The 25,679-nt window shown below is 65.9% G+C and carries 23 protein-coding genes; 18 read left to right on the top strand and 5 right to left on the bottom strand.

What is annotated here, in order from left to right:
* Positions 1–4 precede the first annotated feature (4 nt).
* Complete coding sequence (locus YQ44_RS25695; protein WP_071325783.1) at positions 5–1,111, top strand: WD40/YVTN/BNR-like repeat-containing protein; 1,107 nt, start codon at positions 5–7, stop codon at positions 1,109–1,111.
* On the opposite strand, the gene YQ44_RS25690 is transcribed toward YQ44_RS25695, so the two are convergent.
* Positions 1,084–1,707 carry a TetR/AcrR family transcriptional regulator gene (locus YQ44_RS25690; protein ID WP_071325782.1) on the bottom strand — a complete coding sequence of 208 codons (624 nt, stop codon included), beginning with the start codon at positions 1,705–1,707 and terminating at the stop codon, positions 1,084–1,086. The two genes, YQ44_RS25695 and YQ44_RS25690, sit on opposite strands and share 28 nt — an antisense overlap.
* A 169-nt stretch (positions 1,708–1,876) precedes the next feature.
* Here YQ44_RS25690 and YQ44_RS25685 point away from each other — a divergent pair, with 169 nt between their 5' ends.
* A complete protein-coding gene (locus tag YQ44_RS25685; protein WP_071325781.1) occupies positions 1,877–2,920 on the top strand; it encodes an MBL fold metallo-hydrolase in 1,044 nt (347 codons plus the stop codon).
* A 7-nt stretch (positions 2,921–2,927) separates the two neighbouring features.
* Here the strand turns inward: YQ44_RS25685 and YQ44_RS25680 are convergent, their stop codons facing one another.
* Positions 2,928–3,260, bottom strand: a complete 333-nt coding sequence (locus YQ44_RS25680) for a hypothetical protein (RefSeq protein ID WP_071326757.1) — start codon at positions 3,258–3,260, stop codon at positions 2,928–2,930.
* A 448-nt stretch (positions 3,261–3,708) separates the two neighbouring features.
* Between YQ44_RS25680 and YQ44_RS25675 the strand changes: the two genes are divergently transcribed.
* Positions 3,709–4,719: a substrate-binding domain-containing protein gene (locus YQ44_RS25675; protein ID WP_071325780.1), complete on the top strand. Its 1,011-nt coding sequence runs from the start codon at positions 3,709–3,711 to the stop codon at positions 4,717–4,719.
* Between the two features lie 52 nt (positions 4,720–4,771).
* Here YQ44_RS25675 and YQ44_RS25670 read toward each other — a convergent pair whose 3' ends face one another.
* Positions 4,772–8,368: an indolepyruvate ferredoxin oxidoreductase family protein gene (locus tag YQ44_RS25670; RefSeq protein WP_083412046.1), complete on the bottom strand. Its 3,597-nt coding sequence runs from the start codon at positions 8,366–8,368 to the stop codon at positions 4,772–4,774.
* A 194-nt stretch (positions 8,369–8,562) separates the two neighbouring features.
* On the bottom strand, positions 8,563–9,504 hold the full coding sequence (locus tag YQ44_RS25665; protein WP_071325778.1) for a LysR substrate-binding domain-containing protein: 942 nt from the start codon (positions 9,502–9,504) through the stop codon (positions 8,563–8,565).
* 182 nt (positions 9,505–9,686) lie between these two features.
* On the opposite strand from YQ44_RS25665, the gene YQ44_RS25660 reads away from it, so the two are divergent.
* Positions 9,687–10,913, top strand: a complete 1,227-nt coding sequence (locus YQ44_RS25660; RefSeq protein WP_071325777.1) for an HD-GYP domain-containing protein — start codon at positions 9,687–9,689, stop codon at positions 10,911–10,913.
* A 5-nt stretch (positions 10,914–10,918) separates the two neighbouring features.
* On the opposite strand, the gene YQ44_RS25655 is transcribed toward YQ44_RS25660, so the two are convergent.
* Positions 10,919–11,965, bottom strand: coding sequence for a GGDEF domain-containing protein (locus tag YQ44_RS25655; RefSeq protein ID WP_071325776.1), 1,047 nt, complete (start codon positions 11,963–11,965; stop codon positions 10,919–10,921).
* A gap of 532 nt (positions 11,966–12,497) precedes the next feature.
* On the opposite strand from YQ44_RS25655, the gene YQ44_RS25650 reads away from it, so the two are divergent.
* The 14 genes from YQ44_RS25650 (at position 12,498) to YQ44_RS25585 (ending at position 25,621) form a co-directional block, all read left to right on the top strand.
* Positions 12,498–12,680, top strand: a complete 183-nt coding sequence (locus tag YQ44_RS25650) for a Flp family type IVb pilin (RefSeq protein ID WP_034752975.1) — start codon at positions 12,498–12,500, stop codon at positions 12,678–12,680.
* 52 nt (positions 12,681–12,732) lie between these two features.
* Complete coding sequence (locus tag YQ44_RS25645; protein WP_071325775.1) at positions 12,733–13,266, top strand: A24 family peptidase; 534 nt, start codon at positions 12,733–12,735, stop codon at positions 13,264–13,266.
* Between the two features lie 93 nt (positions 13,267–13,359).
* On the top strand, positions 13,360–14,736 hold the full coding sequence (locus YQ44_RS25640) for an ATPase (RefSeq protein WP_083412045.1): 1,377 nt from the start codon (positions 13,360–13,362) through the stop codon (positions 14,734–14,736).
* A complete protein-coding gene (cpaB, locus tag YQ44_RS25635; RefSeq protein ID WP_071325774.1) occupies positions 14,733–15,593 on the top strand; it encodes a Flp pilus assembly protein CpaB in 861 nt (286 codons plus the stop codon). Before YQ44_RS25640 ends, cpaB begins: the two co-directional genes overlap by 4 nt.
* Positions 15,594–15,611: 18 nt before the next feature.
* Entirely contained in the window at positions 15,612–17,060 is a 1,449-nt protein-coding gene (locus YQ44_RS25630) for a type II and III secretion system protein family protein (RefSeq protein ID WP_071326755.1), read from the top strand.
* A gap of 16 nt (positions 17,061–17,076) precedes the next feature.
* Positions 17,077–17,379, top strand: a complete 303-nt coding sequence (locus tag YQ44_RS25625) for a hypothetical protein (protein ID WP_071325773.1) — start codon at positions 17,077–17,079, stop codon at positions 17,377–17,379.
* Positions 17,369–18,799 carry a pilus assembly protein TadG-related protein gene (locus YQ44_RS25620; RefSeq protein ID WP_198043834.1) on the top strand — a complete coding sequence of 477 codons (1,431 nt, stop codon included), beginning with the start codon at positions 17,369–17,371 and terminating at the stop codon, positions 18,797–18,799. The genes YQ44_RS25625 and YQ44_RS25620 overlap by 11 nt, the downstream gene beginning before the upstream one ends.
* Positions 18,796–19,278 (top strand): TadE/TadG family type IV pilus assembly protein, encoded by a 483-nt coding sequence (locus YQ44_RS25615; protein ID WP_071325771.1) that lies wholly within the window; start codon positions 18,796–18,798, stop codon positions 19,276–19,278. The genes YQ44_RS25620 and YQ44_RS25615 overlap by 4 nt, the downstream gene beginning before the upstream one ends.
* A complete protein-coding gene (locus YQ44_RS25610; RefSeq protein ID WP_071325770.1) occupies positions 19,268–19,885 on the top strand; it encodes a TadE/TadG family type IV pilus assembly protein in 618 nt (205 codons plus the stop codon). Before YQ44_RS25615 ends, YQ44_RS25610 begins: the two co-directional genes overlap by 11 nt.
* Before the next feature lie 53 nt (positions 19,886–19,938).
* Positions 19,939–21,117 (top strand): AAA family ATPase, encoded by a 1,179-nt coding sequence (locus YQ44_RS25605; RefSeq protein ID WP_071325769.1) that lies wholly within the window; start codon positions 19,939–19,941, stop codon positions 21,115–21,117.
* 51 nt (positions 21,118–21,168) lie between these two features.
* Positions 21,169–22,515: a CpaF family protein gene (locus tag YQ44_RS25600; protein WP_083412043.1), complete on the top strand. Its 1,347-nt coding sequence runs from the start codon at positions 21,169–21,171 to the stop codon at positions 22,513–22,515.
* Positions 22,516–22,523: 8 nt separating this feature from the next.
* Positions 22,524–23,501 (top strand): type II secretion system F family protein, encoded by a 978-nt coding sequence (locus YQ44_RS25595; RefSeq protein ID WP_071325767.1) that lies wholly within the window; start codon positions 22,524–22,526, stop codon positions 23,499–23,501.
* A 105-nt stretch (positions 23,502–23,606) separates the two neighbouring features.
* A complete protein-coding gene (locus tag YQ44_RS25590) occupies positions 23,607–24,545 on the top strand; it encodes a type II secretion system F family protein (protein WP_071325766.1) in 939 nt (312 codons plus the stop codon).
* An 11-nt stretch (positions 24,546–24,556) separates the two neighbouring features.
* A complete protein-coding gene (locus YQ44_RS25585) occupies positions 24,557–25,621 on the top strand; it encodes a LytR C-terminal domain-containing protein (protein ID WP_071325765.1) in 1,065 nt (354 codons plus the stop codon).
* Positions 25,622–25,679: the final 58 nt, after the last annotated feature.

Here is a 25,679-nt window from a genome sequence, read left to right as displayed (position 1 = left end):
CGCCATGACTGGAGTCCCGCAACGCGCGTATCTCGGCACCCGCAAGGGCCTGTTCCAGTTCGATGTCGATGCGGCCGGCGCCTGGCAGCTGGCACTGGTGCAGTTTGCCGGCGACCCCGTCTCCATGCTGTTGCACGATGGCCGCGACGGTACCCTGTATGCGGCCCTGAACCTCGGCCATTTCGGCGCCAAGCTGCACCGCCTGGATGCCGGCGGCGGGGCGTGGCGCGAAATCGCCGTGCCCGCCTATCCCGCCAAGCCCACAGACAGCAGCGACACGGTGGACTGGACCTTGCGGCAGATCTGGTCGCTGGCGGCCGGCGGGGCCGACCAGCCCGGCGTCTTGTGGGCGGGCACCTTGCCGGGCGGCCTGTTCCGCTCAGGCGACCGCGGCGACAGCTGGCAACTGGTGGACGCGCTGTGGAACGTGCCGCAGCGGGCCGAATGGTTTGGCGGCGGCTACGACGTGCCCGGCATCCACAGCATCTGCGTCGATCCGCGCGACAGCAACAAGGTGCTGGTCGGCGTGTCCTGCGGCGGGGTCTGGCAAACGGTCGATGGCGGCGCCAGCTGGGCCTTGAGCGCGACGGGCATGCGCGCCGACTACATGCCGCCCGAGCTCGATGAAAACGAGGCCGTGCAAGACCCGCACCGCATCGTGCGCAGCGCCGGCGCGCCGGAGGTGCTGTGGTGCCAGCACCATAACGGCATCTGGCGCTCGCAGGACGGGGGCTGGCACTGGCAGGAAGTGACGACGGCGCCGCTGTCGCATTTCGGCTTTGCCGTGGCCGTGCATCCGCGCGATGGCGACACGGCCTGGTTCGTGCCGGCGCAGGCGGACGTGCTGCGCATCCCGCTCGACGGCGCGCTGGCCGTCACGCGCACGCGCGATGGCGGGAAGACCTTCGACGTCTTGCGCGCGGGATTGCCGCAGCAGCATTGCTACGACCTGGTGTACCGCCACGGGCTGGCGCTGGCCGACGATGGGCGCAGCCTGCTGATGGCGTCGACCACGGGCGGCGCCTGGTATTCGGGCGATGGCGGCGAACACTGGCAGACGCTGTCTGCCCACTTGCCGCCCGTCTATGCCGTCTGTTTTGCCACGCCGTAGTAGCACAGGAAGATATCGACGGCCAGCTCCGTCACTTCGTGCCGGCGTGCCGGACCCAGCAGAGGCTCACCCAGGGTGATCTGCGGCCAGAAGGCAAAGGTCTTCAGTGGCGACATCAGCAGGTGGGCCACTTCCAGCGTCTCGCCGGCCTTGATGCGCCCGTCCTGCTGCGCCGCGCGGATCCAGATATTCAGGCCCGTTTCCTTCTCATTCAGGCGCGTCACCATCGCTTGCGCGCGCGCAGGCGAGTGGATGGTTTCGCCAAAGATCACGCGCGCCAGGTCGATGAAGGCCGGATCGCACAGCAAGTCCATTTTCTGCTCGACCAATGCCAGCACCTGCGGCCGCAGCGGCTGGTCGGCAACATAGGGCACGGCAGGCTGGGCCATGCTGCTTTCCCACATGCGCTGCAGGATTTCCGCGAACAGCTCGTCCTTGCTGGGGAAGTGGTTGTACACGGTGCGCTTGGAAACGGCGGCCGTGGCGGCGATCTTGTCCATGCTGGTCGCATCAAAACCGTGCTCGCGGAACTCGGCGATGGCGGCATCGACGATGGCGACGCGCTTGCGGTCGGTGAGGCGTTGCGGTGAGGCCATGGCGGGAAATCTCCTTTGAAAACAATATTTTACACCTCCTGGTTTACTTTGCTTGAAATAGGAACTACACTGTGTAGTGTAATTTAATCCTTGTATTTTATTGACCGGGCCGCATATGTACTTGCATCGAGTCGTACGTCGTCTCTTCTTCCTGGGAGTCCTGATCATCATGAGTTCTTGCACCTTGCGCGCCGAGCCTGCGGCGCTAGCTGAATCACCGCAACGCCACGAAGGCAAATTCCGCAATCCCGTGCAAATGCACAAGCTGGGCACGGCAGCAACCCTCAAGCTGATGTGGACATTTTTCTTTGACAAGCCGGACAGCACGGTGCCGGCCGCGGCCGTGCCCGTGCAAGCGCTGACCCGGGCGCAGCTGCTGGCGGCGCCCGACAACAGCCTATTTCGCCTCGGCCATTCGACCCTGCTGTTGAAACTCAACAACGAGTTCTTCCTCACCGATCCCGTCTTTTCCGAGCGCGCCTCGCCCGTGCAGTGGGCGGGGCCGAAGCGCTTCCACCAGCCGCCGATCAGCATCGCCGACTTGCCGCCGATCAAGGCGGTCATCCTGTCGCACGACCATTACGACCACCTCGACCATGCCGCCGTGCTGCAGCTGGCTGCCAAGACGGAGCACTTCGTGACGCCGCTGGGCGTGGGCGATACCCTGGTGTCCTGGGGCGTGCCGGCGGCCAAGGTGCGGCAATTCGACTGGTGGCAGGGGACGACGATTGCCGGTGTGAAACTGGTCGCCACGCCATCGCAGCATTTCTCGGGACGTGGCTTGTTTGACGGCAATCAAACCCTGTGGGCGTCGTGGGTCATCGACGCGCCGGACGTGCGCGTGTTTTTCAGCGGCGATTCCGGCTATTTCGACGGCTTCAAGCAGATCGGCGACAAGTACGGCCCCTTCGACGTGACCATGATCGAGACGGGCGCCTATGACAAACTGTGGCCGGACGTGCACATGCAGCCCGAGCAGACCCTGCAGGCGCACCTGGACTTGCGCGGCAAGTGGCTGATGCCCGTGCACAACGGCACGTTTGACCTGGGTCTGCATGCGTGGCATGAGCCGTTCGACCGCATCACGGGACTGGCGGCGAAGCAGGGCGTCAATCTGGCCACGCCGCAGATGGGCGAGGCGGTCGACCTGGCGCGGCCGAAGAAGGGCGAAAAATGGTGGCTGGCGATGCTGGAAGAGGAGATGGCGCGCTAGGCCAGCCTTACGCCGTCACGTCGATCAGGCGTCCCAGCGTCTGGCCATAGCTGTTCAGCTGCGGCGCGCTCTTCGGCGCGGCGGGGACCGCTTGCTGCGGCACGGCCACCTTGATCGCCTGCTCCAGTTGCGGCGCCTTCACGGCGGCCGGGGCGCTGGCCTCGGCTTGCTGGCTGCTGCGCTGCGTCTGGCTCAGCGATTCCTGTTCCCGCGCCAGCAGCTGGCGGCTTTGCGCCAGCTGTTCGCTGTCGCGCTGCACCTGGTTCTGGCCCTGCTCGACCCTGCGCTGCGCCGTGGCCAGCGAGGCTTGCAAATTGTTGACGGACGTTAGCGTGACCACATTGTTCACCTTTGAAAGTATGCCCAAGCGTGTGCAGAAGAGACGGGGGAATCCAGGCCGATGTACTGCGCCAGGCACAAGATGCCAAGCAGTAATCTTTACCTGAATCAAGAGTAGGACAAATTCTCGCACACTTCCAGTAAATTATGTTTTCTTGATAATTTTTTCGCGCGCGCCTGGCGTTGCCGAACTGATATGTGCGAGCTGGCGGCGCTGTTGTCAAAGTGAGTACACGCTTCTGTCGGGGTGTATTGCCTGCCTGCCATGGCCGAGGTCGGACTGTGCAGAGGATACGCGTGATCACATTTAAAACATTGCTTTTTAAATAGTCAATGTGTTGTTGTTTTTCTACCATGGCGGCGCACGCGAATGCGCGGCCTGTTTGGCGCTCTGGGCTATAATTGACGGTCAGAGTTGGTTTCTTTTGCCATACAGACAGGTAGTTAACATGAATCTCAAGAGCCTCGCAATTGCCCTCGGCATGTCGAAAACGACAGTCAGCAGGGCGTTGAACGGCTATCCGGAAGTCAATTCCCGCACCCGTGAAATCGTCCTCGCCGCCGCCAAGAAAGTCGGCTACCGGCCCAACCCGCTGGCGCGCAGCCTGGCCGTCGGCCGCACCAATGTCCTGGGCATGATCTATCCGCTGCTGCCCAGCGATCTGGGCGACAGCGTCTTCCTTTCCGTGGTGAATGGCATGTCGGACGCCGTTGAAGCGTCAAAGATGAGCCTCATCATCGCCCCCGTGTCGCCGCAAAACGAACAGCCGTCATATGAAACCATGGTGCGCGGGCGCCAGGTTGATGGTCTGGTGGTGGGGCGCACCAAGGTGATCGACGAGCGCATCGCCTACCTGACGAAGGTGGGCTTTCCCTTTGTCGCGAATGGCCGCACGCGCATCGACGCGCCGTACGCGTATTTTGACTACGACAACGACACGGGCATCGACCTGGCCGTGTCTTTCCTGGTGGCCCATGGGCATCAGCGCATCGCCCTGCTGAGCGCGCCGCTGGATTTGCATTTCGCGCTGGAACGCAAGGAAAGCTTTATCCGCTGCATGGCGCAGGCGGGCTTGCAGGCCGATCCGAATTATTTGCTCGACAATAGCCTCGACCGCCGCAGCGGCTACCAGGCCATGCAGCAATTGCTGGCCTGCTCGCCGCGTCCCACGGCTGTCATCGTCGACAACCATTTGTCCGGCGTGGGCGTGGTGCGCGCGCTGATGGACGCCGGCATCGAAATCGGCAAGGAAATCTCCGTCATCGTCTGGGGCAATGTGGAGGACACCTTGATCGGCATCAACGTCACCACCATCGACCAGCCGGACTTGCGCCGCGCCGGCGCCAAGATGGTCGAAATGCTGCAATCCTTGCTGGCCGGCACGCCGCCGGAACGGTTGCAGGAAATCTGGCAACCGGTGCTGTTGCCGGGGGCGACCGTGGGGCGCTGTCCGGATTGACAAAAAAAACGCAGAGCCGAGGCTCTGCGTTTTGTCTTCAAGCTCCGCTGGCTTATGCCGCGTGCTTCGTTCCATCGGCCAGCACGGCCAGCAATCTTGCCTTGTCCTGGCGGTACGTGGCGACGGCCGCTTCCTTGACGTGGCCGAAGCCGCGGATTTTCTCGGGCAGCGATGCCAGTTCCACGCAGGTGCCGAGGTTCTCCCCCGTCAGGTTCACCAGCAGGCCCGCCAGCAGTTCGCGGTACTCGACGATCAGCGCGCGCTCCATCTTGCGCTCGGCGGTATAGCCGAAGACGTCGAAGGTGCCGCCCCTTAAACCCTTGGCTTTCGCCAGCAGCTTGAAGGCGCGCCACATCCAGGAACCGAACTCCGCTTTCACGAGGTGGCCTTTCGCATCCTTTTTCGCGAACAGCGGTGGCGCCAGGTTGAACTTGACGGAGAAATTGCCCTCGAACTGCTGCTGCAGTTGCTCGACAAAACGGCCATCCGTGTACAGGCGCGCCACTTCGTATTCATCCTTGTAGGCCAGCAACTTGAAGTAGTTCTTGGCCACGGCTGTCGACAGTTTCTGGCCCAGTCCCAGGGTGTTTTCGCGGTCGCGCACCTGTTTCACCAGGGTGGCATAACCATCCGCATACGCGGCGTTCTGGTAGGCGGTGAGGAACTCCACGCGCTTCTTGATCACGCTATCCAGGCTCTGCGGCATTTGCACGATGATGGCTTGCGACGGCGTGGCGATCTGCGTCACACGGCGCACGTCGACGGCGGCGCGGCGGCCCCACAGGAAGCTTTTCTTGTTCGACTCGATGCCCACGCCATTGAGCTCGATGGCGCGCAGCAAGGCCGCTTCCGTCAGCGGGATGCGGCCCTTTTGCCAGGCGTAGCCGAGCATGAACAGGTTGGCGGCGATGGAGTCGCCCATCAGCGCGGTGGCCAGTTTGGTGGCGTCGATGAAGTCGGCCGCGTCGGCGCCGCCCACGGATTCCTCGATCAGCTGGCGCACTTCCGCCGTCGGATATTGCCAGTCGGCATTTTGCGCAAACGTGCCCGGCGGCTGCTCGTGCAGGTTGACGACGGCCAGGCTGCGGCCCGGACGCATTTTCGACACGGCATCCTGCGCGCCGGCCGTCAGCATGTCGCAGCCCAGTATCAGGTCCGCTTCGCCCGTGGCGATGCGCTGGGCGCGGATGTGCGCCGGGGACTGGGCGATCTTCACGTGCGAAGTGACGGAGCCGTTCTTTTGCGACATGCCCGTCATGTCCAGCACGGAGGCGCCCTTGCCTTCCAGGTGGGCCGCCATGCCCATCAGCGCGCCGACCGTGATCACGCCCGTGCCGCCGATGCCGTTGATGAGGATATTGTACGGTGCGTCGCAGCCGGGCAGGACCGGTTCCGGCAGCGGGCCGAAGTTGTCCGTCTCGCCCGTTTTGCTCGCACCCGTCCTGGTTTTTTTCAGGCTGCCGCCTTCGACGGTGACGAAGCTGGGGCAAAAGCCCTTGGCGCACGAGTAATCCTTGTTGCACGAGGATTGGTCGATGGTGCGCTTGCGGCCAAATTCCGTCTCTTTCGGCAAGATCGATACGCAGTTCGACTGCACGCCGCAGTCGCCGCAGCCTTCGCAGACGGCGTCGTTGATGACCATGCGCTTCGGCAAGTCGGGATACTCGCCTTTCTTGCGACGCCGGCGTTTCTCGGCCGCGCAGGTCTGGTCGTAGATCAGCACGGACACGCCTGTTACCTCGCGCAATTCGCGCTGCACTGCATCCATGTCCTTGCGGTCGTGCAAGGTCAGGTGGGCGGGCAGGTTGCTGCGGTCGCTGTAGCGCGACAAGTCTTCCGTCACCAGCGCGATGCGGGCGATGCCTTCGGCGGCCACCTGCTGCGCCATCATGGGCACGGTGATGAGGCCGTCCACGGGCTGGCCGCCCGTCATGGCGACGGCGTCGTTGTACAGGATTTTATAGGTGATGTTCACCTTGGCCGCCTGCGCGGCGCGGATGGCCAGGTAGCCGGAATGGAAATACGTGCCGTCGCCCAGGTTCTGGAATACGTGCGGCAATTCGGAAAACGCGGCCTGGCCTATCCACGGCGCGCCTTCGCCGCCCATGTGCGTGGTCAGCTTGTTCATTTCCGGATAGATCGACGTGGCCATCACGTGGCAGCCGATGCCGGCCAGCGCCAGGCTGCCGTCAGGCACCTTGGTCGAGGTATTGTGCGGGCAACCCGAGCAATAGAATGCGGGACGGAACGGCGTGTTCACGGCCTTCTTCAGCACGGCGTCCTTGGCGTCAAGGAAACTCAGGCGCGCCTTGATCAGGTCGCAGGTGACGGGGTCGGAAATCAGGCGCGCGATGCGGCTGGCGATGACCCTGGCCACTTGCGAGACGGAAAAGTCGGCCTTGGACGTCAGCAGCCATTCGCCGCGCGGCGCCACCCATTCGCCTTTTTCGTCGAACTTGCCGATGACCTTGGGACGCACGTCGTCGCGCCAGTTGTACAGCTGTTCCTTGAGCTGGTATTCGACGATTTGCCGCTTCTCTTCTACCACGAGGATTTCATCGAGACCTTGCGCAAACTCACGCACGCTGTCCGGCTCCAGCGGCCATGGCATGGCCACCTTGAACAGGCGCATGCCGACGTCGGCCGCCATCTGCTCGTCGATGCCCAGCTCTTCCAGCGCTTCGAGCACGTCCAGGTACGATTTGCCGGACGCGATGATGCCCAGCTTGGCGTTCGGGCTGTCGATGGTGGTGTGGTTGAGCTTGTTTTCGCGCGCGTAGGCCAGGGCCGCATAGATCTTGTAGTCCTGCATCAGCGCTTCCTGGTTGCGCGCCTGCTGGCCCAGCGGGATGCTCGACAGGCGCGCGTTCAGGCCGCCTTCGGGCATGATGAAATCCTGCGGAATCTTCACTTCCACGCGGAACGGGTCGGCATCGACGGACGCCGACGATTCGACCGTGTCGGCCAGGGCCTTGAAGGCCACCGTGCAGCCGGAAAAGCGCGACATGGCCCAGCCGTGGATGCCCAGGTCCAGGTATTCCTGCACATTGCATGGATACAAGACGGGGATCATCGAAGCCGAGAACAGATGGTCGGACTGGTGCGGCAGGGTCGACGAGTAGGCGCCATGGTCGTCGCCGGCCACCAGCAGCACGCCGCCCAGTTTCGCCGTGCCCGCATGGTTCATGTGCTTGAAGACATCGCCGCAGCGGTCCACGCCCGGGCCCTTGCCGTACCACATGGCGAATACGCCGTCGTACTTGGCCGGGCCGATCAGGTCCACCTGTTGCGAACCCCAGACGGCCGTGGCGGCCAAGTCTTCGTTGACGCCGGGCACGAACTGCACGTGGTGCGCTTCCAGCTGTTTCTTGGCTTTCCACAGATTCTCGTCGAGGCCGCCCAGCGGCGAGCCGCGGTAGCCCGAGATGAACCCGGCCGTGTTCAGTCCGGCGGCCTGGTCGCGCAGGCGCTGCATCATGGGCAGGCGCACGAGGGCCTGGATGCCGGACAGGAAGATGGCGCCGGAAGTGGCCGTGTATTTGTCGTCGAGGCTGACGGTGGTCAAACGGGAAGGTTCAGGCGGTGTAGATGGCGCGGCACCGGCGTTTCTAGCGAACGCTGCGGAGCCGTTTTCCGTGGTCACGGACATGGCTGTCTCCAAAATGGTGTTTCAGATAGCGGCTGTACAAGGGGCGCGCCCGGTAAGGCGCGCGCTGTGCAGACGGGATTGCCGCGTGTGGGCGGCACATGACTACTTTAAATTTAAAATAGTTAATGTGGTCAGTGTAGAACGGCGGGCAGGAAGGGGCAAATACGCTTTGCCGATGGGGGTATAAGAAAAACTTATGTCGTGGGCGAGAGCATGTGGGCGCCCACCCATTGGCCGCTGTCGCACAGCTCGGCAGCCACTTGCAGCACCAGGTGTTTCACGGCCGCCCCCGCATTCGTCAGCGGGATGTTTTTCGAGGCGCACAGGGCTACCGTGCGCGACAGGGCGGGGCTGTGGATGGCGTAGCTGCGCATGGCGCCGCTTTCCAGCTCGGCCAGCAGCGGCGCGGCCGGCAGGATGGTGGCGCCCATGCCGGCCAGGATGGCCGATTTCAGGATGGCGATCGAGTTGATCTCGATGATGTTGGCCGCCGCCAGGCCCGCGTCGCGCGCGCGGCTGTCGATGCGCGGGCGCACGCCATGCTGCAGGCCCGGCAGGATCAACGTCGCGGCCAGCGCCTGCTGGAATGCGATGTCCTTGCCGGCGGGCGCGAACGGCGAATCGCTGCGGCAGATGAAGCGCATTTCCTCTTCCACCAGCGGGCTGCAGGCGAACGGCGTCAGCTGCCCATCGTCGAACAGCACGGCCAGGTTGATGCGGCCCGATTTCAGCTGCTCGTTCAGGTTGCCCGTGATTTCTTCCGTCAGCTGCAAGGTGATCTCGGGATAGCGTTCGCGCGCGGCCAGCAGCAGCGGCAGGGCCAGGGCGCCGGAGATGCTGTGCGGCAAGCCTAATGTGACGTTGCCGGACGGCCGCGTGGCGCTTTGCGTGACGGCCGAGCGGGCGTCGGCCACCTGTTTCAGGATTGCCTGCGCATGTTCGTAGAACACCTTGCCCGCATCGGTGCTGAGCACGCCCTGGGCCGAGCGGTGCAGCAGCTGTACGCCCAGTTCCTCTTCCAGCTGGCGCAGCTGCTGCGTCAGGGCCGGCTGCGCCACGTGCAGGATGAGGGCCGCGCGCGACAGGGAACCGTGGTCGACGATGGCAACAAAGTAGCGTAATTGGCGCAGTTCCATGCTTGGTTGCTTCCAGAAGCGTAGCGTGCGCCATTGCCCGGCAAGCGCGCCGGCAACAGTGCTGTGATGAAAGAAAACAGGCGCTGCCACCCCCGCGCCGAACGCGGCCAGCAGCATGACAAGTTTGTTATACTCATTCTAGCGCCTCCGGTGCTCCAGCCGTTTATTTGTGGGATGAAAGCATGCTCAAGAAAGTCGATTCCGCGCAATTGAAAGTGGGCATGTACATCCATGACCTCAGTTGCGACTGGATGACGCATCCGTTCGTGCGCAACCGCTTCCTGTTGCGCAGCGAAGACGAGATCCGCAAGATCGTGCAAGCCGGCATCCACGACGTGGTGATCGACAGCGGCAAGGGTCTCGACGTGGAGGATGCGCCCACGCTGGCGCAAGCCCATGCGGAGACGGAACGGGCGCTGGTGCAGATCGCCACGGCGCCGCAGGTGGTCACGCGCGTGTCGCTGGGCATGGAACTGGCGCGCGCCACGCAGGTGCGGCGGCAGGCGTCGAGCCTGGTGCGCACGGTGATGGCCGACGTGCGCCTGGGCAAGGCCGTCGAGATCGACCGCGTGCAGCATACCGTGCAAGATATCACCGAATCGATCCTGCGCAATCCCGGCGCCCTCGTCGGCTTGTTGCGCATCAAGAGCAAGGACGATTACACCTTTTTGCATTCCGTCAGCGTGTGCGCGTTGCTGGTGGCGTTTTGCCGTTCGCGCGGCCTGGAAGCGGCCACCACGCACCAGGCCGGCCTGGGCGGCTTGCTGCACGACACGGGCAAGGCGCTGGTGCCCGACAGCGTGCTGAACAAGCCCGGCCCCCTCACGCCGGAAGAGTTTGCCCAGATCAAGCGCCATCCGCGCGACGGCTACGAGATCCTGCGCCAGTCGCCCGAGGTGGGCCCGATTCCGCTCGACATCACCTTGCACCACCACGAACGGCGCGACGGCAGCGGCTATCCGGACCAGCTGGCCGGCGACGCCATCAGCGAACTGGCGCAGATGGCCGCCATCGTCGACGTGTATGACGCGCTGACGTCAGACCGCAGCTACCACAGGGGCATTCCGGCGGCCGAAGCCTTGCGCAAGATCTATGAGTGGAGCAAATTCCATTTCAACCCCGTGTTCGCGCAGGATTTCATGCGTTGCGTGGGCATCTATCCGGTGGGCACCATGGTGATGCTGGAATCGGGCCGCCTGGCCGTCGTCATCGAGGCGCACGAAAGCAATCTGCTGGCGCCGAAGGTGAATGTGTTTTTCAGTACGAAGAGCAAGACCTACATCAAGCCCGAGACGGTCGACCTGTCGCGCGGCTTCGGCTTTGGCGGCGCCGACAAGATCGTCGGCCATGAGTCGGCTGCCAAGTGGCAGGTCGATCCCATGCGCTTTTTATCGCTGGCGGACGCCTGACCTAACTAAAAGAATTCCGCCGTATCGTTCGAGGTCACCGTGGTCAACATGCCCTTGGCCACCAATTCGTCATAGTGGCAGGCCAGGTTGCGGCCATGGCTCTTGGCGTAATACAGGGCCTGGTCGGCGCGGCCGAGGATGATGACGGGCGCCTCGAAGGCGCTGATGCTGACGAAGCCCACGCTGACGGTGACCCTGCCCACTTGCGGGAAGTCGTGCGCCTCGACGTTGGTGCGGAAGCGGTCGATGATTTTCTGCGCATTTTCCAGCGTGATCGAGCGCAGCAGCACGACGAATTCCTCGCCGCCGAAACGGAAGATGCGGTCTTGCGAACGGAACGACGATTGCAGCTGGTTGGCGATGAGGATCAGCACTTCATCGCCGTACAGGTGGCCGAACTTGTCGTTGACCAGTTTGAAGTGGTCGACGTCGATCACGGCCAGCCATTGCCGTTCCGTATCCGTGTGGTGGCGCCGCTCCGCATCGACGGGCAGCGGCTTGTCCGATTCCGGTTCGCCGCGGCTTTGCAGGATTTTCGCCAGCTGGTCGTCGAAGGTCTTGCGATTGAGCAAACCGGTGAGCGAATCGCGCTCGCTGTAGTCGAGCAGGTTCTGGAAATTGCGGTAGACGCTGACGATGCCGCCGATCACCTGGATGGTGGCGCCCGTGTATGGCGTGGGATTGGTGATTTCCAGGCAGGTGGTGACCTGGTCGCCGATCCAGATGGGCAGCCACAGCAGGTGACGGCCATCGGCGCACAGGGTGTCGGCGCTGGCCTCGTGGCGCGCGATGCAGGCGGCCAGGGCCGGGTAGTCGGACAGCGGTTCGCCGGGCAGGGTGGGATCGTTATGCTCTTCCATGCGGGCAACGCTGCCCGCCACGATGATGGCCCGCGACCGCACGAACACCTGGCCACGCACGGTGGTCAGTGCCAGCACACGGGTCTGCGACGCGGAAGCGAGTTCCTGGACGGCCGAGATCACGGAGATGTCGAGCATCGTGTGATCGCGGTGCCCTGTCATGTCCACCATGTGTTTCAGTAGGGAATCCATTGTCGTTCTCTGGAAAGTAATCACACAAGATTCTTCATACCAACATTGCGTCAAGCAATTCGCGTCCGTCTACAAGAAGCCTAGTTTATTTGGCGGCATGACACGCTGCGCAATAACCAACAATCAACTTGGCTCGACGTCGCAGTGTCGCGCCTCTTGTCGTCAGTCGCTGCCGGGCGATCGGCCTTTCCAAAGAAGAGCTAAGCAGGATAATGTCTTTTTGCCTAATAGGCAATTAACGTATGCAATATTTCATGCAAATTCATGAGATTGCTGCATGGCGTTGTAAAAAACTTGCTTTGACGACGGTTGCTGATCCCCGTCGCAATATTTATCAAGATCCGCGCCGATACAGGCGCCATTTGATAATTTCCACATGGAAACTTGTGGTGCGTCAATTTGCCAAAATGCGTGCGCTTTATAGTTACTCTAATGGCGCAGAAATTTACGGCAGGAAACATATTAGCAGGAAAGGGCAATGTTTCACACCCGATTGCGCCAGGGACTTGTGATTCACTTTTGGGAGCTTGTCATGCATACCTTCCTGTCGGCAGTGCAGCAATTTGTCAAAGATGAGGACGGGATTACGGCAATCGAATACGGCCTGATTGCGGCGTTGATGGCGACAGCCATCACCGCCGGTTTCTTGCTGATCAAGACTAACTTGCTGGCTGTCCTCACCGATATTTCGTCGAACCTGGTGTTGACGCCCTAAGCGGGTGCCCGCCGCTGGCCGGCCAGCGGCGGGTTTTTTCAGGAGGTATGCCATGCCAGCGTATGCCCTGTGCGACCTGCTGTTGCTGCTGTTCGTGACGGGGGCCGCCGTCAGTGATTTGATCCAACGCAAGATTCCGAACTGGCTGGTGCTGTCGGGCATGCTCGCCGCGCTGGTCCTGCATTTGTGGCTGTGGCCGCACCGCGTGCCGCAATTGGTGCTGGGCGGCATGGCGACGGGCTTCTTCCTGTTCCTGCCGTTGTACGTGCTGCGCGGCATGGCCGCCGGCGACGTCAAGCTGATCGCCATGGTGGGCACCTTCGTCGGTCCATGGCCGGCCCTGCAAATCTGCTTTGCCACGTTCGTGCTGGGCGGCCTGATGGCCGTGCTGATGATCACGTACCAGGGCAAGTGGCGCGCCTGCCTGCGCAACCTGCGCCAGCTGCTGTGGCCGATGATCGCGCGCACGGCCGGCATCCCGCTGGCGCCCATCCCGTTCGACAGCCATGCCAGCGTGGGCAATATGCCCTATGGCCTGGCCATCGCCCTGGGCAGCCTGGCCGTGCAGGGACGCGGTTATTTCTGAGTGGTATTCATTGCTCTTGATCAATGGGCGCCAGCCTCCGCTGGCTAGAATGAAATCTGTTCAATGCAGTCTTAACCGGCGTGGAGATGCAGCATGACCGAGGTCGACTATTCCATGGGCACCGAGAGCGCGCCGCGCCCTGCCGACGCGAACCTGATGCCGCCCTTGCCGCCGCAGCCGAAAAGCCTGCGCGAAACGGGACTCGAGCGCCAGCTGGTGGTCGAACTGATAGCCAAGTGCATGTTCGTGGGCGGCAAGACGCACCTGTCCGCGCTGACGACGCGGCTGCGCCTGTCGATCAATGTCTTGCGCGAAGTGCTCGACTTCATGGTCGGCGAACAATGGGCGGAAGTGGCGTGGCGCGGCGAGTCCGATATCGACGTGCAGTATCAGCTGACGAGTGCCGGCAAGCAGCGCGCCAGCGCCTTTCTCGAACGCTGTGCCTACATCGGCGCCGCGCCCGTCACGCTGGACGCCTACCGCGCCATGGTGGCGCGCCAGTCGTGGCAGGCGCAGGAGTTGCGTGTGGGCAGCGACGACCTGGCGGCCGTGCTGGGCGGCGCCCATGCGGGACCGGGCATGCTCGACGTGGTGGGCGCGGCCCTGCATTCGGGGCGCTCGCTGCTGCTGTACGGGCCGCCCGGCAGCGGCAAGTCGACGCTGGCGCTGCAGCTGGGGCAATTGCTGCATGGCCTGGTGGCCGTGCCGTACGCCATCGTCGTCGGCCAGGACATCATCCAGGTGTACGACCCGGCGCAGCACCTGCCGCCGGCGGCGCAGCATGTCAGCCATGCGCGCCAGGCGCTGGAGCGGCGCAGCACGGACATCCGCTGGGTGCTGTGCCAGCGGCCCGTGATCCACGTGGGCGCCGAGCTCGACGCCGAGATGCTCGAGCTCGGTTACGACGCCAGCGGCGGCTGCTACCAGGCGCCACCCCATGTGCGCGCCAACAATGGCATGCTGATCGTCGACGACCTGGGGCGCCAGCGCCTGGCCGCAGCGGACCTGCTGACGCGGCTGATGCAGCCGCTGGCGCGCGGCGTCGATCAGCTGGGCTTGCCTGGCGGCGTGAAGATCAGCGTGCCCTTCGACAATGCCCTCGTGCTGGTCACCAACTTGCCGCCGGGCGAGCTGTTGGATGCCGCCTTGCTGCGCCGCATCGGCTACAAGGTGCAGGTGGGGCCGCTGGCCGACGGCGCCTATCGCGCCCTGTTTCGCCAGCAATGCCGCGTGGCGGGCATCGCGTTTGACGAGCTGGTGCTGCAGCACCTGATGCAGCAGCTGCATGGCGCGCAGGGGCGGCCGCTGCTGGCCAGCTATCCCCGCGAATTGCTGGCGCGCATAGCCGACTTCGCCGGCTTTGCCGGCAGTGAAGCGCAGTTGACGGTGGCGGCGCTGGAGCAAGCCTGGGGCAGCCTGTTTGCCCGCTGCGACATGCCGGCCGCCAGCCTGTGCGAGCGCATCGCATGAAAAACCGGCGCGCCCTGCTGATGATGGGCCTGGCGATCGTGCTGGGCTTGCTGGCGGTGCTGCTGGCCTCGCACTGGCTGCTGCGCCAGACGCCGGCCGGCAAGGGCAAGATCGTCGTCGCCGCCAGCGACGTCAACCTGGGCCAGCGTTTGTCGCCCGAGATGCTGCGCCTGGCCGAATGGCCGGCGGAAAGCTTGCCGCAAGGGGCGCTGCAAGACCCCTTGAAGCTGGCCGGGCGCGTGCTGAAAAGCAGCGTGCTGCGCGGCGAGCCGCTGAGCGAAGCCAAGCTGGCGCCCGTGGGCACCCTGGGTGGCCTGTCGGCCCTGATCACGGAAGGGCGGCGCGCCATCACCGTGCGCGTCAACGACGTCATCGGCGTGGCCGGCTTCGCCCTGCCGGGCAACTATGTCGACATCATCGTCAGTACGCAGCAGGATGCCGGCGACCGCGCGTTTCCGCAGAGCCGCAATATCTCCAAGATCGTGCTCGAACGCATCCTCGTGCTGGCCGTGGCGCAGGAAGTGGGGCGCGACGAGACCAAGCCGCGCGTGGTCAATGCCGTGACCCTGGAAGTGACGCCGGAACAGGCGGAAAACCTGGACCTGGCGCGCAGCGTGGGCAGCCTGTCGCTGGTGCTGCGCAACCAGGTCGACCCGCAGCCGGGCGTGACGGCGGGTGCCACCAAGCTGACTCTGCTGGGCGGCGCGCCGGAAGCCGCTGCCGCGCCGGCGCCCACCGCCGTGCCCGTGGCCGCCGTGGCGCCGCGCCCGGTGCGTGTGGCGAAGGTGCGGCCGGAGCCGGCGCGCCAGTGCAGCGGCGTCATCGACGGTACGCGCCAGTCGCGCGAATGTTTTTAGCCAACCATGGACACGCTCATGAACCGCGCCTTGCTCCTCTTTTGCTGCCTGCTGCCGCCGCTCGCCGGCGCGGCGGCCGAGCCTGGTCCCCGCTGCGGCGGCGAGGCGGCGTCGCCCGGCAACTTGCAGTTGCAGGTGGGCAAGTCGAGCATGCTGCGCCTGCCGGAAGCCGTGCTTGCCCGCAGCGTCGGCAACCCGGCCGTCGTGCAAGCCATGCTGGTGGCGCCCGACACCTTGTATGTGGTGGGCGTCGACGTCGGCAGCACCAATATGATCATCCAGGGCAAGAGCGGCGTGTGCAGCGTCGTCAACGTCAGCGTCAGCATGGATCCGGCCGGCCTGCAGGCGACCCTGGCCGCGCTGATGCCGGACGAAAAGTCCATCCGCGTCACGGCCGTGGCCGATAGCCTGGTGCTGTCTGGCACGGTGCAGGATGCGGGCGCCGTGCTGCGCGCCGTGGAACTGGCGCACGCCTATGTGCGGCGCACTACCGCGCCGCTGGCGCTGCCCAAGCCGGCCGACGGCGCCGCCGTGCCGCCGCCGGCCGTGGCCGCCGGCGGCGGCGCCACGCCGAACAGCCGCATCATCAACATGCTCGACGTCAGCGCGCCGCAGCAGGTGATGCTGGCCGTGCAGATCGCCGAAGTGTCGAAGTCCCTGCTCGAGCGCCTGGAAGTGGGCGCCACCCTGCGCTTCGCCTCGGGCAGCTGGGCCACCACCTTGCTGTCGAATTTCCTCAGCGGCACGGCCAACGGCTTGCTCGACGTGCGCAAGTCGAACGGCCAGCAGCTGACGATCGAGGCGCAGAAGCAGGATGGCCTGGTGCGCATCTTGGCCGAGCCGACGGTGATGGCGATCAGCGGCCAGGAGGGCAGTTTCCTGGCGGGCGGCAAGATCTTCATTCCCGTCGGTCAGGACAACAACAAGATCACGCTGGAAGAGCGCGAATATGGCGTCGGCCTGCGCTTCACGCCCACCGTGCTGTCGGGCGGGCGCATCAATCTGAAGGTGGCGCCGGAAGTGTCGGAACTGTCGCGCGAAGGCGTGGGCATTTCCGCCGCCGGCGTCAGCGGACGCTCGATCCTGCCCGTCATCACGACGCGGCGCGCCTCGACCACGGTGCAGCTGTTCGATGGCCAGAGCTACGCCATCGGCGGCCTCATCAAGAACAACCAGGTGAGCAATATCACGGGCGTGCCGTGGCTCAGTGAGCTGCCCATCCTCGGCGCGCTGTTTCGCAGCACGGACTTCCAGCATGACCGCACGGAACTGCTGTTCGTCATTACCGCGCACCTGGTGAAACCCTTGCCGGCGGACGCCGTCCTGCCGACGGCGCAGCTGGCGCCGCCGTCGCGCGCGACCCTGATGTTGGGCGGCAAGATGGAAGGCCCCGTGCCGCCGCCGCCATCGCCAGCATCGCCCGCCGTGCCGCCGCCGCGCGCGGCCCATGGTTTCGAGTTGAAATGAGACGGGGAGATACGCCATGCCGAACTCGCTCCTGACGTGCTCGCGGCGCCTGGCGGTGCCGGCCCTGGCGCTGCTGCTGGCCGCCTGCGCGCACAGCAGCACGCCGTTGCTGGACCAGCGCTTTGGCGACGCCGTGCGCCTGTCCATGGCGCAGCAGGTGCGTCATCCGGCCGCCGCCGCCAATCGCCAGTCGGCCGACGGGCTCGACGGTCCCAGCGCGCATGCCGTCATGCAGCGCTACCGCGCCTCGTTTGCCGAGCCGAATGGCCAGGCGCCGCAGCCGGTGCAGTTTATGCTGGGAGGCGGCAGTGGCAAATAGACGCCGACGCCAGCGCGGGGCGATGCTGATCGCCTTTTCCATCCTGCTCATCGTGGTGCTGGGCTTTATCGGCCTGGCGCTCGACGTGGGGCAAGTCATCGGCCGCAAGACGGAACTGCAGAACCTGGCTGACAATGCGGCGCTGGCGGCGGCCGCCGAACTGGAAGGCACGCCCGCCGGCCTGGCCAATGCCGTGACGAAAGCCAAGGCCAGCGCGGCCGAGAAGAATATGTACCGCCGCCGCATGCAGGGCGTGGTCCTGTCGGACGCCAGCATCCGTTTCGCCAGCGCGGTCGATGCGCCGGACGGCGAGTGGCATGCGGCCGGCGCCGTGCCGGACCCCGGCGCGGCCCTGTTCGTGCGCATCGATACGCAGGCCAACGTGCCGCCGCTGGGTCACGTGGCGACGGCCTTCCTGGGCGCCTGGTCGCCGGCCCTGCGCACGCTGGACACGGGCGCGCGCGCCGTGGCGGGCCGCACCAGCCTGCGCGTGGCGCCGCTGGCCATCTGCGCGCTGTCGGCCAGCGCGGCGGCCAACCGCACGAACGTGGCGCTGCAGCCGCTGGTGGAAGTGCTCGAGTTCGGCTTCCGCCGTGGCGTCGCATATAACTTGTTCAAGCTCAACCCGCACGGCCCGGCGGCCGAACACTTCGTGCTCAATCCGCTTGGCCAGCCGGGGCTGGTGGGCCCGTCGGCGCAGGTGAGCGAGGCCGCCGTGCAGCCATTCGTTTGCACGGGCAGCGTGCTGTACCCGCGCATCGGCAGCGCGCGCATGCATGTGCACCGGCCATTTCCCGCCGCGCTGTGGCCGGCATTCAATGCGCGCTTCAACCAGTACGCGGGCGGTGGCTGCCACCCCGTTACGGCGCCGCCCGACACGAATATCCGCGCCTATCCGAACACGGCCGCGAACTGGTGGATGACGAATGCGCCCGACGCGCCCAGCGCCCTCAGCGGCGGTAACCCGCTGCTGTCCGTGGCCGATCCCGAAACCAGCGTGCCGCTGCCGACGGCGGCCAGCTACGGGCCGCTGTGGTCGTTCGGCAGGGCGTGGGGCTACAACGCCGAGCGGCCGGCCGACGGCCATTTCGCGCTGGCCACCAGCAACTGGGCGGCGCTGTATCCGGCCGCGTCGGCCGCGCCGGCCGCCAAGTCCTCGTATCCGGCCGATAAATCGCCATACCTGACGCCGGCCTTCCAGACGGCGCCGACGGTGAACACGGGCGTGGCGCTGCGGCGCTTGCTGCATATCGCCTTGCTGGCCTGTCCCGTGCCGGCCGGCAGCGACGTGCTGGCCCAGGTGCGCGGCATCGGCCGCTTCTACATGACGGCGCCGGCCAGCAATGGCATGCTGAGCGCCGAATTCGCCGGCCTGGCGCCCGAAGGCACGCTGGCCGGTCCCGTGGAGTTGCTGCGATGAGGCCGCCGTACCGCACGGCGCGCCGCCAGCGTGGCGTGGCGGCCATTGAACTGGCGCTGATCCTGCTGTTTTTCATGGGGCTGCTGCCCTTCATGCTGCTGTTCGGCCGCGCGCTGCTGACCTACACGGCCCTGCAAAAAAGCGTGCACGACGCGGCGCGCTACATGGCCACCATGCCGCTGCCACAGATGGCCAAGAACGGCTCGGCGGCCCAGGGCGCCGCGTTTGCGCGGCAGATGGTGGTCGAGGCGATGGCGGAAAGCTGGCCCGAGATGGAATCGACGCGCGTCAGCGTCGATTGCGTGTATTTCGAGGAGCTTTCCAGTTGCGGCAACCATGCGACGGCGCCGCAGCAGGTGCGCCTGAATGTCACCGTGGACATGCCCATGGTGTTCCTGCCTGAGCTGACGCGCAAGTGGCTGCCGCAGCTGGGGCCGATACCGCTGCGCGCCAATGTGACGATGCGCTATGTTAATTGACCGCCTGCGCCGCCTGCGCCGCCTGCCGCGCCAGCACGGCGTTTTTGTCGTCGAGTTCGCCATGCTGGCGCTGCTGTTTTTCCTGTTCCTGTTTGCGCTGCTGGAAATGGCGCGCGCCGTGTATTTGTGGAACATGGTGCATGAGGTCACGCGGCGCGCCGCGCGCGGCGCCGCCGTCACCGATTTCAGCAATGCCGGCGCGCTGCAGGCCGTGCGCGCGCAAGCCGTGCTGCGCGCCACGCCGGGCGCGCTGCCGCTGGGCGGCGCCATCAGCGACGCCTATGTGCGCATCGATTACCTGTCGGAGTCGGGCGGCGGCGCGGCGCTGGCGGCGCTGCCGGTGAGCGCGATGCCCGGCTGTCCGCAGCGCAACCGCATCAATTGCCTGGACGATCCGCATGGCGCCAGCTGCATCCGTTTCGTGCGCGCGCGCCTGTGCGTGCCGGCCCAGGGCGCGCGCTGCGAGGGCGTGCCGTACCGGCCCATGTTGCCGCTGCTGGGGATGATGTTTCCCACCGGCGCGCAGGCCGTGCGCCTGCCCACGGGCAGCACCATGGCGGTGGCCGAATCGCTCGGTTATCCGGGCAATCCGAATTTTTGTCCTTGAGCGCCGCCAGGCGGGCGCAGCCGATCGTGTTGCACTGAAATGAAGGATGTGTGATGAAAGCCTTGATGATTACCCGCGACGCCAGCTTGCACGATGAAATCGCGGCGCAGGGCGCGGCCCGCATGCCCGTGCTGCGCCTGCTGGAACGGCGCAGCGGCCTGCGCGACGCCGTCGAGCGCATGCTGCCCGAGCCGCCCGAGCTGGTGATCGTCGACGCCAGCGCCATCGAGACCGACGAGGCGGACTTGCTGGAGCGCCTGGCGCGCCAGTATCCGCTGGCCGTGCTGATGCTGCTCACGCGCGGCCAGCAGCAGGATGTGCTGATCCGCGCCATGCGCGCCGGCATGCGCGAAGTGCTTCAGCTGCCGCTCGTGCACAAGGCCTTCCATGAAGCGATGGATCGCGTCGATATCCAGGCCGGCGTGACGCAGATGCGCGACGGCAAGGTGCTCGCCTTCATTTCCTGCAAGGGCGGCAGCGGCGCCACCTTCCTGTCGACGAATTTTTCCTACGCGCTGGCGACGATGGCCGGCTGCAAGGTGCTGCTGATCGACCTGCACGGCCAGTTCGGCGACGCCACCCTGTATGTGTCGGACCAGAAGCCGGCCATGACCCTGTCCGACATCTGCGCGCAGATCGCGCGCATGGATGGCGCCTTTCTCGCCTCGTGCCTGGTGCACGTGACGCCGAACTTCGGCGTACTGGCGGCGGCCGACGACCCGGCGCACAAGGTCGACATGCAGCCCGACCACATGGACCGCATCCTCGCCGTGGCGCGCCAGCACTACGACTACATCGTGCTCGACGTGGGACGCCAGATCGACGCGCTGTCGCTGCGCGCGCTCGACAATGCCGACGCCATCTACCCGGTGCTGCAGCTGGCCCTGCCCGACATCCGCGACGGGCGCCGCCTGCTCGACATCTTCCGTTCGCTCGGCTACCCGGGCGAGCGCCTGCGCCTGATCGTCAACCGCTACGAGAAGGGCGGCCGCCTGCGCCTGGCGGACCTGGAGCAGGCGCTGGGCGCGGAAGTGGTGCACACGGTGCCCAACGATTACATCGCGGCCACCGATTCCGTCAACCAGGGCATCCCGCTGCTGCAGCTGTCGCGCACCAGCGCCGTGGCGCGCAGCCTGGCCGAGCTGGTGGAACTGGTGACGGCGCGCCGCGTGACGGAAAGCCGCGGCCTGTTCGACCGCCTGTTCAGCCGTGGCGAGCGCAGCGAAATTTGACGCAGCACACAGCAGCAAAGGCTCCCGCCGGGAGCCATCATGGGAGCCGAGATGACTTTACGCGAACGCCTGGCGGCGAATGAACAGATACGGCCGGCCAGCAATGGACAGGGGGCACTGGCGCTGCATGCGTACCAGGAGCTGAAGAAGACCATGCACCAGACGATACTCGACCGTATCGACCTGGAGCGCCTGAAGCGCCTGACGGCCGAGCAGTTCAAGCACGAGCTGGCGCTGCTGGTGCAGCGCGTCATCGAGGAAGAGCGCATCGTCCTCAACCAGCACGAGCGGCATAGCCTGGTGCTCGACATCCAGCACGAGATGCTCGGCTTTGGTCCGCTGGAACCGCTGCTGGCCGATGCCAGCGTCTCCGATATCCTCGTCAACACCTGCGACAAGGTGTATGTCGAGCGGGGCGGGCGCCTGCAGCTGACGGACGTGACCTTCCACGACAATGCGCACCTGATGAAGATCATCGAAAAGATCGTCTCGCGCGTGGGCCGGCGCGTCGACGAATCGAGCCCGATGGTCGACGCGCGCCTGCCAGACGGTTCGCGCGTGAACGCCATCATCCCGCCGCTGGCCGTCGATGGTCCCATTCTGTCGATCCGGCGCTTCGCCGTGCAGCCGCTGACGATCGCAAACCTGCTCGACTACAAAAGCCTGACGCCGCCCATGGTGCAGGTGCTGCAGGCGCTGGGCCAGGCCAAGGTGAATATCCTGATCTCAGGCGGCACGGGCAGCGGCAAGACGACGCTGCTCAACGTCCTGTCCGGCTTCATCCCCGGCAGCGAGCGCATCGTCACCATCGAGGATGCGGCCGAACTGGCGCTGCGCCAGCCGCACGTGGTGCGCCTGGAAACGCGGCCGCCGAATATCGAGGGCAAGGGCGAAGTGAGCCAGCGCGCGCTGGTGCGCAACGCGCTGCGCATGCGCCCCGACCGCATCATCCTGGGCGAGGTGCGCGGCGCCGAGGCGCTCGACATGCTGCAGGCGATGAACACGGGTCACGAGGGCTCGCTGGCGACGATCCACTCGAACACGGCGCGCGACGCGCTGGCGCGGCTGGAAAACATGGTCGGCATGGCCAGCGTGAACCTGACGCCGCGCGCCACGCGCCAGCAGATCTGTTCGGCCGTGACGGTGGTGATGCAGGTGTCGCGCCTGACGGATGGCGCGCGCAAGCTGGTCAGCCTGCAGGAAGTGACGGGCATGGAAGGCGACATCATCGCCATGCACGAAATCTTCCGCTTCGAGCAGACGGGCGTCGATGCCGGCGGCAAGGTGCTCGGCCACTTCTGCGCCACCGGCGTGCGGCCCCGCTTCACGGAGCGCCTGCGCATGTTCGGCGCGCCCGTGCCGGATACGGTCTTCGATCCGGACCGCATCTACGAATAGGAGACAGCATGGACCTGGTGTTCTACGGCTTTGCCGTGCTGCTGTTCGCCGCCTGCATCCTGATGGTGGAGGGGGCCTGGCTGTGGTGGTCGGGCACGCACGGCAGCGCGGCGCGGCGCATCAACCGGCGCCTGCGCCTGATGGCGGCGCGCGGCGAGGCGGGCGGCGAACGGGTGTCCATCCTCAAGCAGCGCCGCTATGCGCGCGCGCCGGGCCTGGACCGGCTGCTGCGGCGCGCGCCGCAGGCGGCGCAGCTGGACCGGCTGCTGCTGCAATCGGGCCTGTCCTGGTCGGTGGCGCAATTTCTCGGCGGCATGGGCGCCGTGCTGCTGGCGGCCTTGCTGCTGCTGGCCGCCTGGCCCATGCCGCTGCCGGGCGCCGTGCTGTTGCTGGGCGTGGCCGGCGGCGGACCGGTCATGGTCGTGCTGCGCGCGCGCGCGGCGCGGCTGCAAAAGATCGAGGCGCAGTTGCCGGAGGCGGCCGACTTCCTTGCCCGCGCGCTGCGCGCCGGCCACTCGTTTTCCAACGTGCTGCAAATGGTGGGCGACGAGTTGAACGAGCCGATCAGCGGCGAATTCAAGATGGCGCACGAGGAGATCAATTACGGCGTGCCGATGAACGAGGCGCTGCAAAACCTGGCCGCGCGCATCCCGCTGACGGACTTGCGCTACCTCGTCATCGCCGTGCTGGTGCAGCGCGAATCGGGGGGGAATCTGGCCGAAGTGCTGGTCAGCATCGCCCGCATCATCCGCGCCCGCCTAAAGCTGCTGGGCCAGGTGCGCGTGCTGTCGGCCGAGGGCCGCATGTCGGCCTGGGTGCTGGGGCTGATGCCGGTGGTGATGATCGGCGTCATGGCGCTGGTCAACCCGCAGTACATCAGCCTGCTGTGGACCGACCCCAGCGGCATCAAATTGCTGTGGTATGCGGCCGGCATGGTGGCGCTGGGCGTGGTCTGGATGCGCAAGGTCATCCGCATCCGCATTTAAGCGATCGCCTGAAAAACGTCCATGGCGTTGTGCCGTCGCCTCGTCGTACGACGGTACTTGCCTGGTCCCGAACGTTTTGTCAGTCGATCAATCGGAGGAAATGCCATGACTGGCCCGCAACTGCTGTTCCTGTTGATCGTCTTTGCCGTGGTGGTGGCGCTGGCCCTGCTGGCGTGGCTGATCTTTTTTCCCGGCGCCTTGCGCCAGCGCCTGTCCGGCACCATGGCGCCGGCCGCCAGCGATGCCGTGCCGGAGAGCGGCTGGGTGGAGCGCGTGGCGCGCGTGGCGCAGCCGTTCAGCAAGCTGTCGCTGCCGGAAGAAGGCTGGGAGCGCTCGCCGCTGCGCACGCGTTTCATGAATGCGGGCTGGCGGCAAGCCAGTGCGCCGGCCCTGTACTTTGCGGCGAAAACCGTGCTGGCCCTGCTGTTTCCCACCGTGCTGGGGCTGTATGCGGCCAGCGCCATGGCGGCGCAGTTGCGCAGCGTGCTGCTGTTGTTGCTGTGCGTCAGCGCCACGGCCGGTTATTACCTGCCGAACCTGGTGCTGTCGGGCACGGCGAAGCGGCGCCAGCGCGACATCTTCGAAAACATTCCCGACGCGCTCGACTTGCTGACCGTGTGCGTGGAAGCGGGCCTGAGCCTGGAACGGGCGCTGGTGAAGGTGTCGGGCGAGATCCACATCAAGAGCGTGGTGCTGGCGCAGGAATTGCAGCTGGTGCTGATGGAGATGCGCGCTGGTTTCAGCAAGGAAAAGGCGTTGCGCAACCTGGCCCTGCGCAGCGGCGTGGAAGACGTCGACACGCTGGTCGCCATGCTGATCCAGTCCGAACGCTTCGGCACCAGCATGGGCGACTCCTTGCGCGTGCATTCGGAAAACCTGCGCAGCAAGCGCAGCCTGCTGGCCGAGGAGGCGGCGGCCAAGATCGCCCTGAAATTGCTGTTTCCCCTGATTTTTTGCGTCTTTCCCACCCTCATGCTGGTCCTCATGGGGCCGGCCGTGATCGAAGTCTATCGCGTACTCGTGCCGGCCATGGCCAGCCGCTGAAAGGAGATACCATGCGTTCGACGATTTCCCGCCTGGCCGCCGCCTGCGCCTGCCTGGGCCTGGGCGCCTGCGCCAGCCACACGGCGCCCGCGCCGCCGCCGTTGTCGCCGCTGCCTGACGCCGACAGCGCCTATGCGGCGGGGCGCCAGTCCTTCGACCGGGGCGACCTGCCCGCCGCGCAGGCGGCGTATGAGCAAGCGCTGCGCAGTGCGCCGCGCCATGTGCATGCGCGCAACGCGCTGGCCGTGCTGCACGCGCAGCGCGGCGAGCATGACGCCGCCATCGCCCATTGGCTGGCCCTGACGCAGGAAGCGGGCACGCCGCGCCCGCAGCAGGCCTATCTGTTCAGCAATCTCGGCCACGCCTATGCCTTGAGCGGCCGCGATGCGCTGGCCTTGCCCGCGCTGGAACAGGCCTGCCTGCTCGATCCGTTCAATGCGCTGGCCTGGCAGCACCTGGCGCAAGTACTGGAACGGCTGGGGCAGCACGAGCGCGCCGCCGTGATGCGGCGCCAGGCAAACAGCTTGCAAGAGCACGACCCGCGCCGCGATGCGGCCCTGTTGCGCGGCGCGGCGGAACCCGTTGCGCTCGCGCCGGTAGCGGCGGCACCGGCCATGGCGCGCGTGGAAATCACGCAACGCGACGGCATGGCCCTGTTGCGGCGCGTGCCGGCGATGGAGCGCGGCGTCCCCATTGCTGTCGCTGCGCCGGCAACGGCGGCGCTGGCCGGCGCGCCGCGTCCGCGCCTGGAAATCCTCAATGGCAATGGCGTGCCGGGCATGGCCGCCGCGCTGGCGCGCAGCCTGGCCGGCGGACCCGTGCAGGTGGTGCGCCTGGGAAATGACAGCTCGTTCCAGGTGGCGCGCACGCGCGTCGAATACCGGCCCGCGCAGGAGCAGGCGGCGCGCCAGCTGGCCCGCCAACTGGGGATGCCGGTGCAAACCCTGCCCGCCGACTGTCCCGCCAGCGAACTGCGCCTGATACTCGGGCGCGACTTCGGCGACCCCGCCACCTTGCACCGTTACTATCTGCAGCAGCTGCAACTGGCGCGCCAGGCGCTGGCGCGGTTGGGCTGAAGCGCAGCCGCCCAAGCAAAAACACGCGGCGCCCTGGCGGGCGCCGCGTGTTTTTGCT

This window comes from Janthinobacterium sp. 1_2014MBL_MicDiv (assembly GCF_001865675.1).
Classification (GTDB): domain Bacteria; phylum Pseudomonadota; class Gammaproteobacteria; order Burkholderiales; family Burkholderiaceae_D; genus Janthinobacterium.
The sequence above is the reverse complement of the archived record's forward strand: the minus strand, read 5'-3'. Positions and strand labels throughout refer to the sequence as shown.

What these genes read in the sequence shown, in the direction of transcription:
- YQ44_RS25695 (WP_071325783.1), top strand. Translation starts at nt 5, where the DNA reads ATGACTGGAGTCCCGCAACGCGCGTATCTCGGCACCCGCAAGGGCCTG.
- YQ44_RS25690 (WP_071325782.1), bottom strand. Translation starts at nt 1,707, where the DNA reads ATGGCCTCACCGCAACGCCTCACCGACCGCAAGCGCGTCGCCATCGTC.
- YQ44_RS25685 (WP_071325781.1), top strand. Translation starts at nt 1,877, where the DNA reads ATGAGTTCTTGCACCTTGCGCGCCGAGCCTGCGGCGCTAGCTGAATCA.
- YQ44_RS25675 (WP_071325780.1), top strand. Translation starts at nt 3,709, where the DNA reads ATGAATCTCAAGAGCCTCGCAATTGCCCTCGGCATGTCGAAAACGACA.
- YQ44_RS25670 (WP_083412046.1), bottom strand. Translation starts at nt 8,368, where the DNA reads ATGTCCGTGACCACGGAAAACGGCTCCGCAGCGTTCGCTAGAAACGCC.
- YQ44_RS25665 (WP_071325778.1), bottom strand. Translation starts at nt 9,504, where the DNA reads ATGGAACTGCGCCAATTACGCTACTTTGTTGCCATCGTCGACCACGGT.
- YQ44_RS25660 (WP_071325777.1), top strand. Translation starts at nt 9,687, where the DNA reads ATGCTCAAGAAAGTCGATTCCGCGCAATTGAAAGTGGGCATGTACATC.
- YQ44_RS25655 (WP_071325776.1), bottom strand. Translation starts at nt 11,965, where the DNA reads ATGGATTCCCTACTGAAACACATGGTGGACATGACAGGGCACCGCGAT.
- YQ44_RS25650 (WP_034752975.1), top strand. Translation starts at nt 12,498, where the DNA reads ATGCATACCTTCCTGTCGGCAGTGCAGCAATTTGTCAAAGATGAGGAC.
- YQ44_RS25645 (WP_071325775.1), top strand. Translation starts at nt 12,733, where the DNA reads ATGCCAGCGTATGCCCTGTGCGACCTGCTGTTGCTGCTGTTCGTGACG.
- YQ44_RS25640 (WP_083412045.1), top strand. Translation starts at nt 13,360, where the DNA reads ATGACCGAGGTCGACTATTCCATGGGCACCGAGAGCGCGCCGCGCCCT.
- cpaB (WP_071325774.1), top strand. Translation starts at nt 14,733, where the DNA reads ATGAAAAACCGGCGCGCCCTGCTGATGATGGGCCTGGCGATCGTGCTG.
- YQ44_RS25630 (WP_071326755.1), top strand. Translation starts at nt 15,612, where the DNA reads ATGAACCGCGCCTTGCTCCTCTTTTGCTGCCTGCTGCCGCCGCTCGCC.
- YQ44_RS25625 (WP_071325773.1), top strand. Translation starts at nt 17,077, where the DNA reads ATGCCGAACTCGCTCCTGACGTGCTCGCGGCGCCTGGCGGTGCCGGCC.
- YQ44_RS25615 (WP_071325771.1), top strand. Translation starts at nt 18,796, where the DNA reads ATGAGGCCGCCGTACCGCACGGCGCGCCGCCAGCGTGGCGTGGCGGCC.
- YQ44_RS25610 (WP_071325770.1), top strand. Translation starts at nt 19,268, where the DNA reads ATGTTAATTGACCGCCTGCGCCGCCTGCGCCGCCTGCCGCGCCAGCAC.
- YQ44_RS25605 (WP_071325769.1), top strand. Translation starts at nt 19,939, where the DNA reads ATGAAAGCCTTGATGATTACCCGCGACGCCAGCTTGCACGATGAAATC.
- YQ44_RS25600 (WP_083412043.1), top strand. Translation starts at nt 21,169, where the DNA reads ATGACTTTACGCGAACGCCTGGCGGCGAATGAACAGATACGGCCGGCC.
- YQ44_RS25595 (WP_071325767.1), top strand. Translation starts at nt 22,524, where the DNA reads ATGGACCTGGTGTTCTACGGCTTTGCCGTGCTGCTGTTCGCCGCCTGC.
- YQ44_RS25590 (WP_071325766.1), top strand. Translation starts at nt 23,607, where the DNA reads ATGACTGGCCCGCAACTGCTGTTCCTGTTGATCGTCTTTGCCGTGGTG.
- YQ44_RS25585 (WP_071325765.1), top strand. Translation starts at nt 24,557, where the DNA reads ATGCGTTCGACGATTTCCCGCCTGGCCGCCGCCTGCGCCTGCCTGGGC.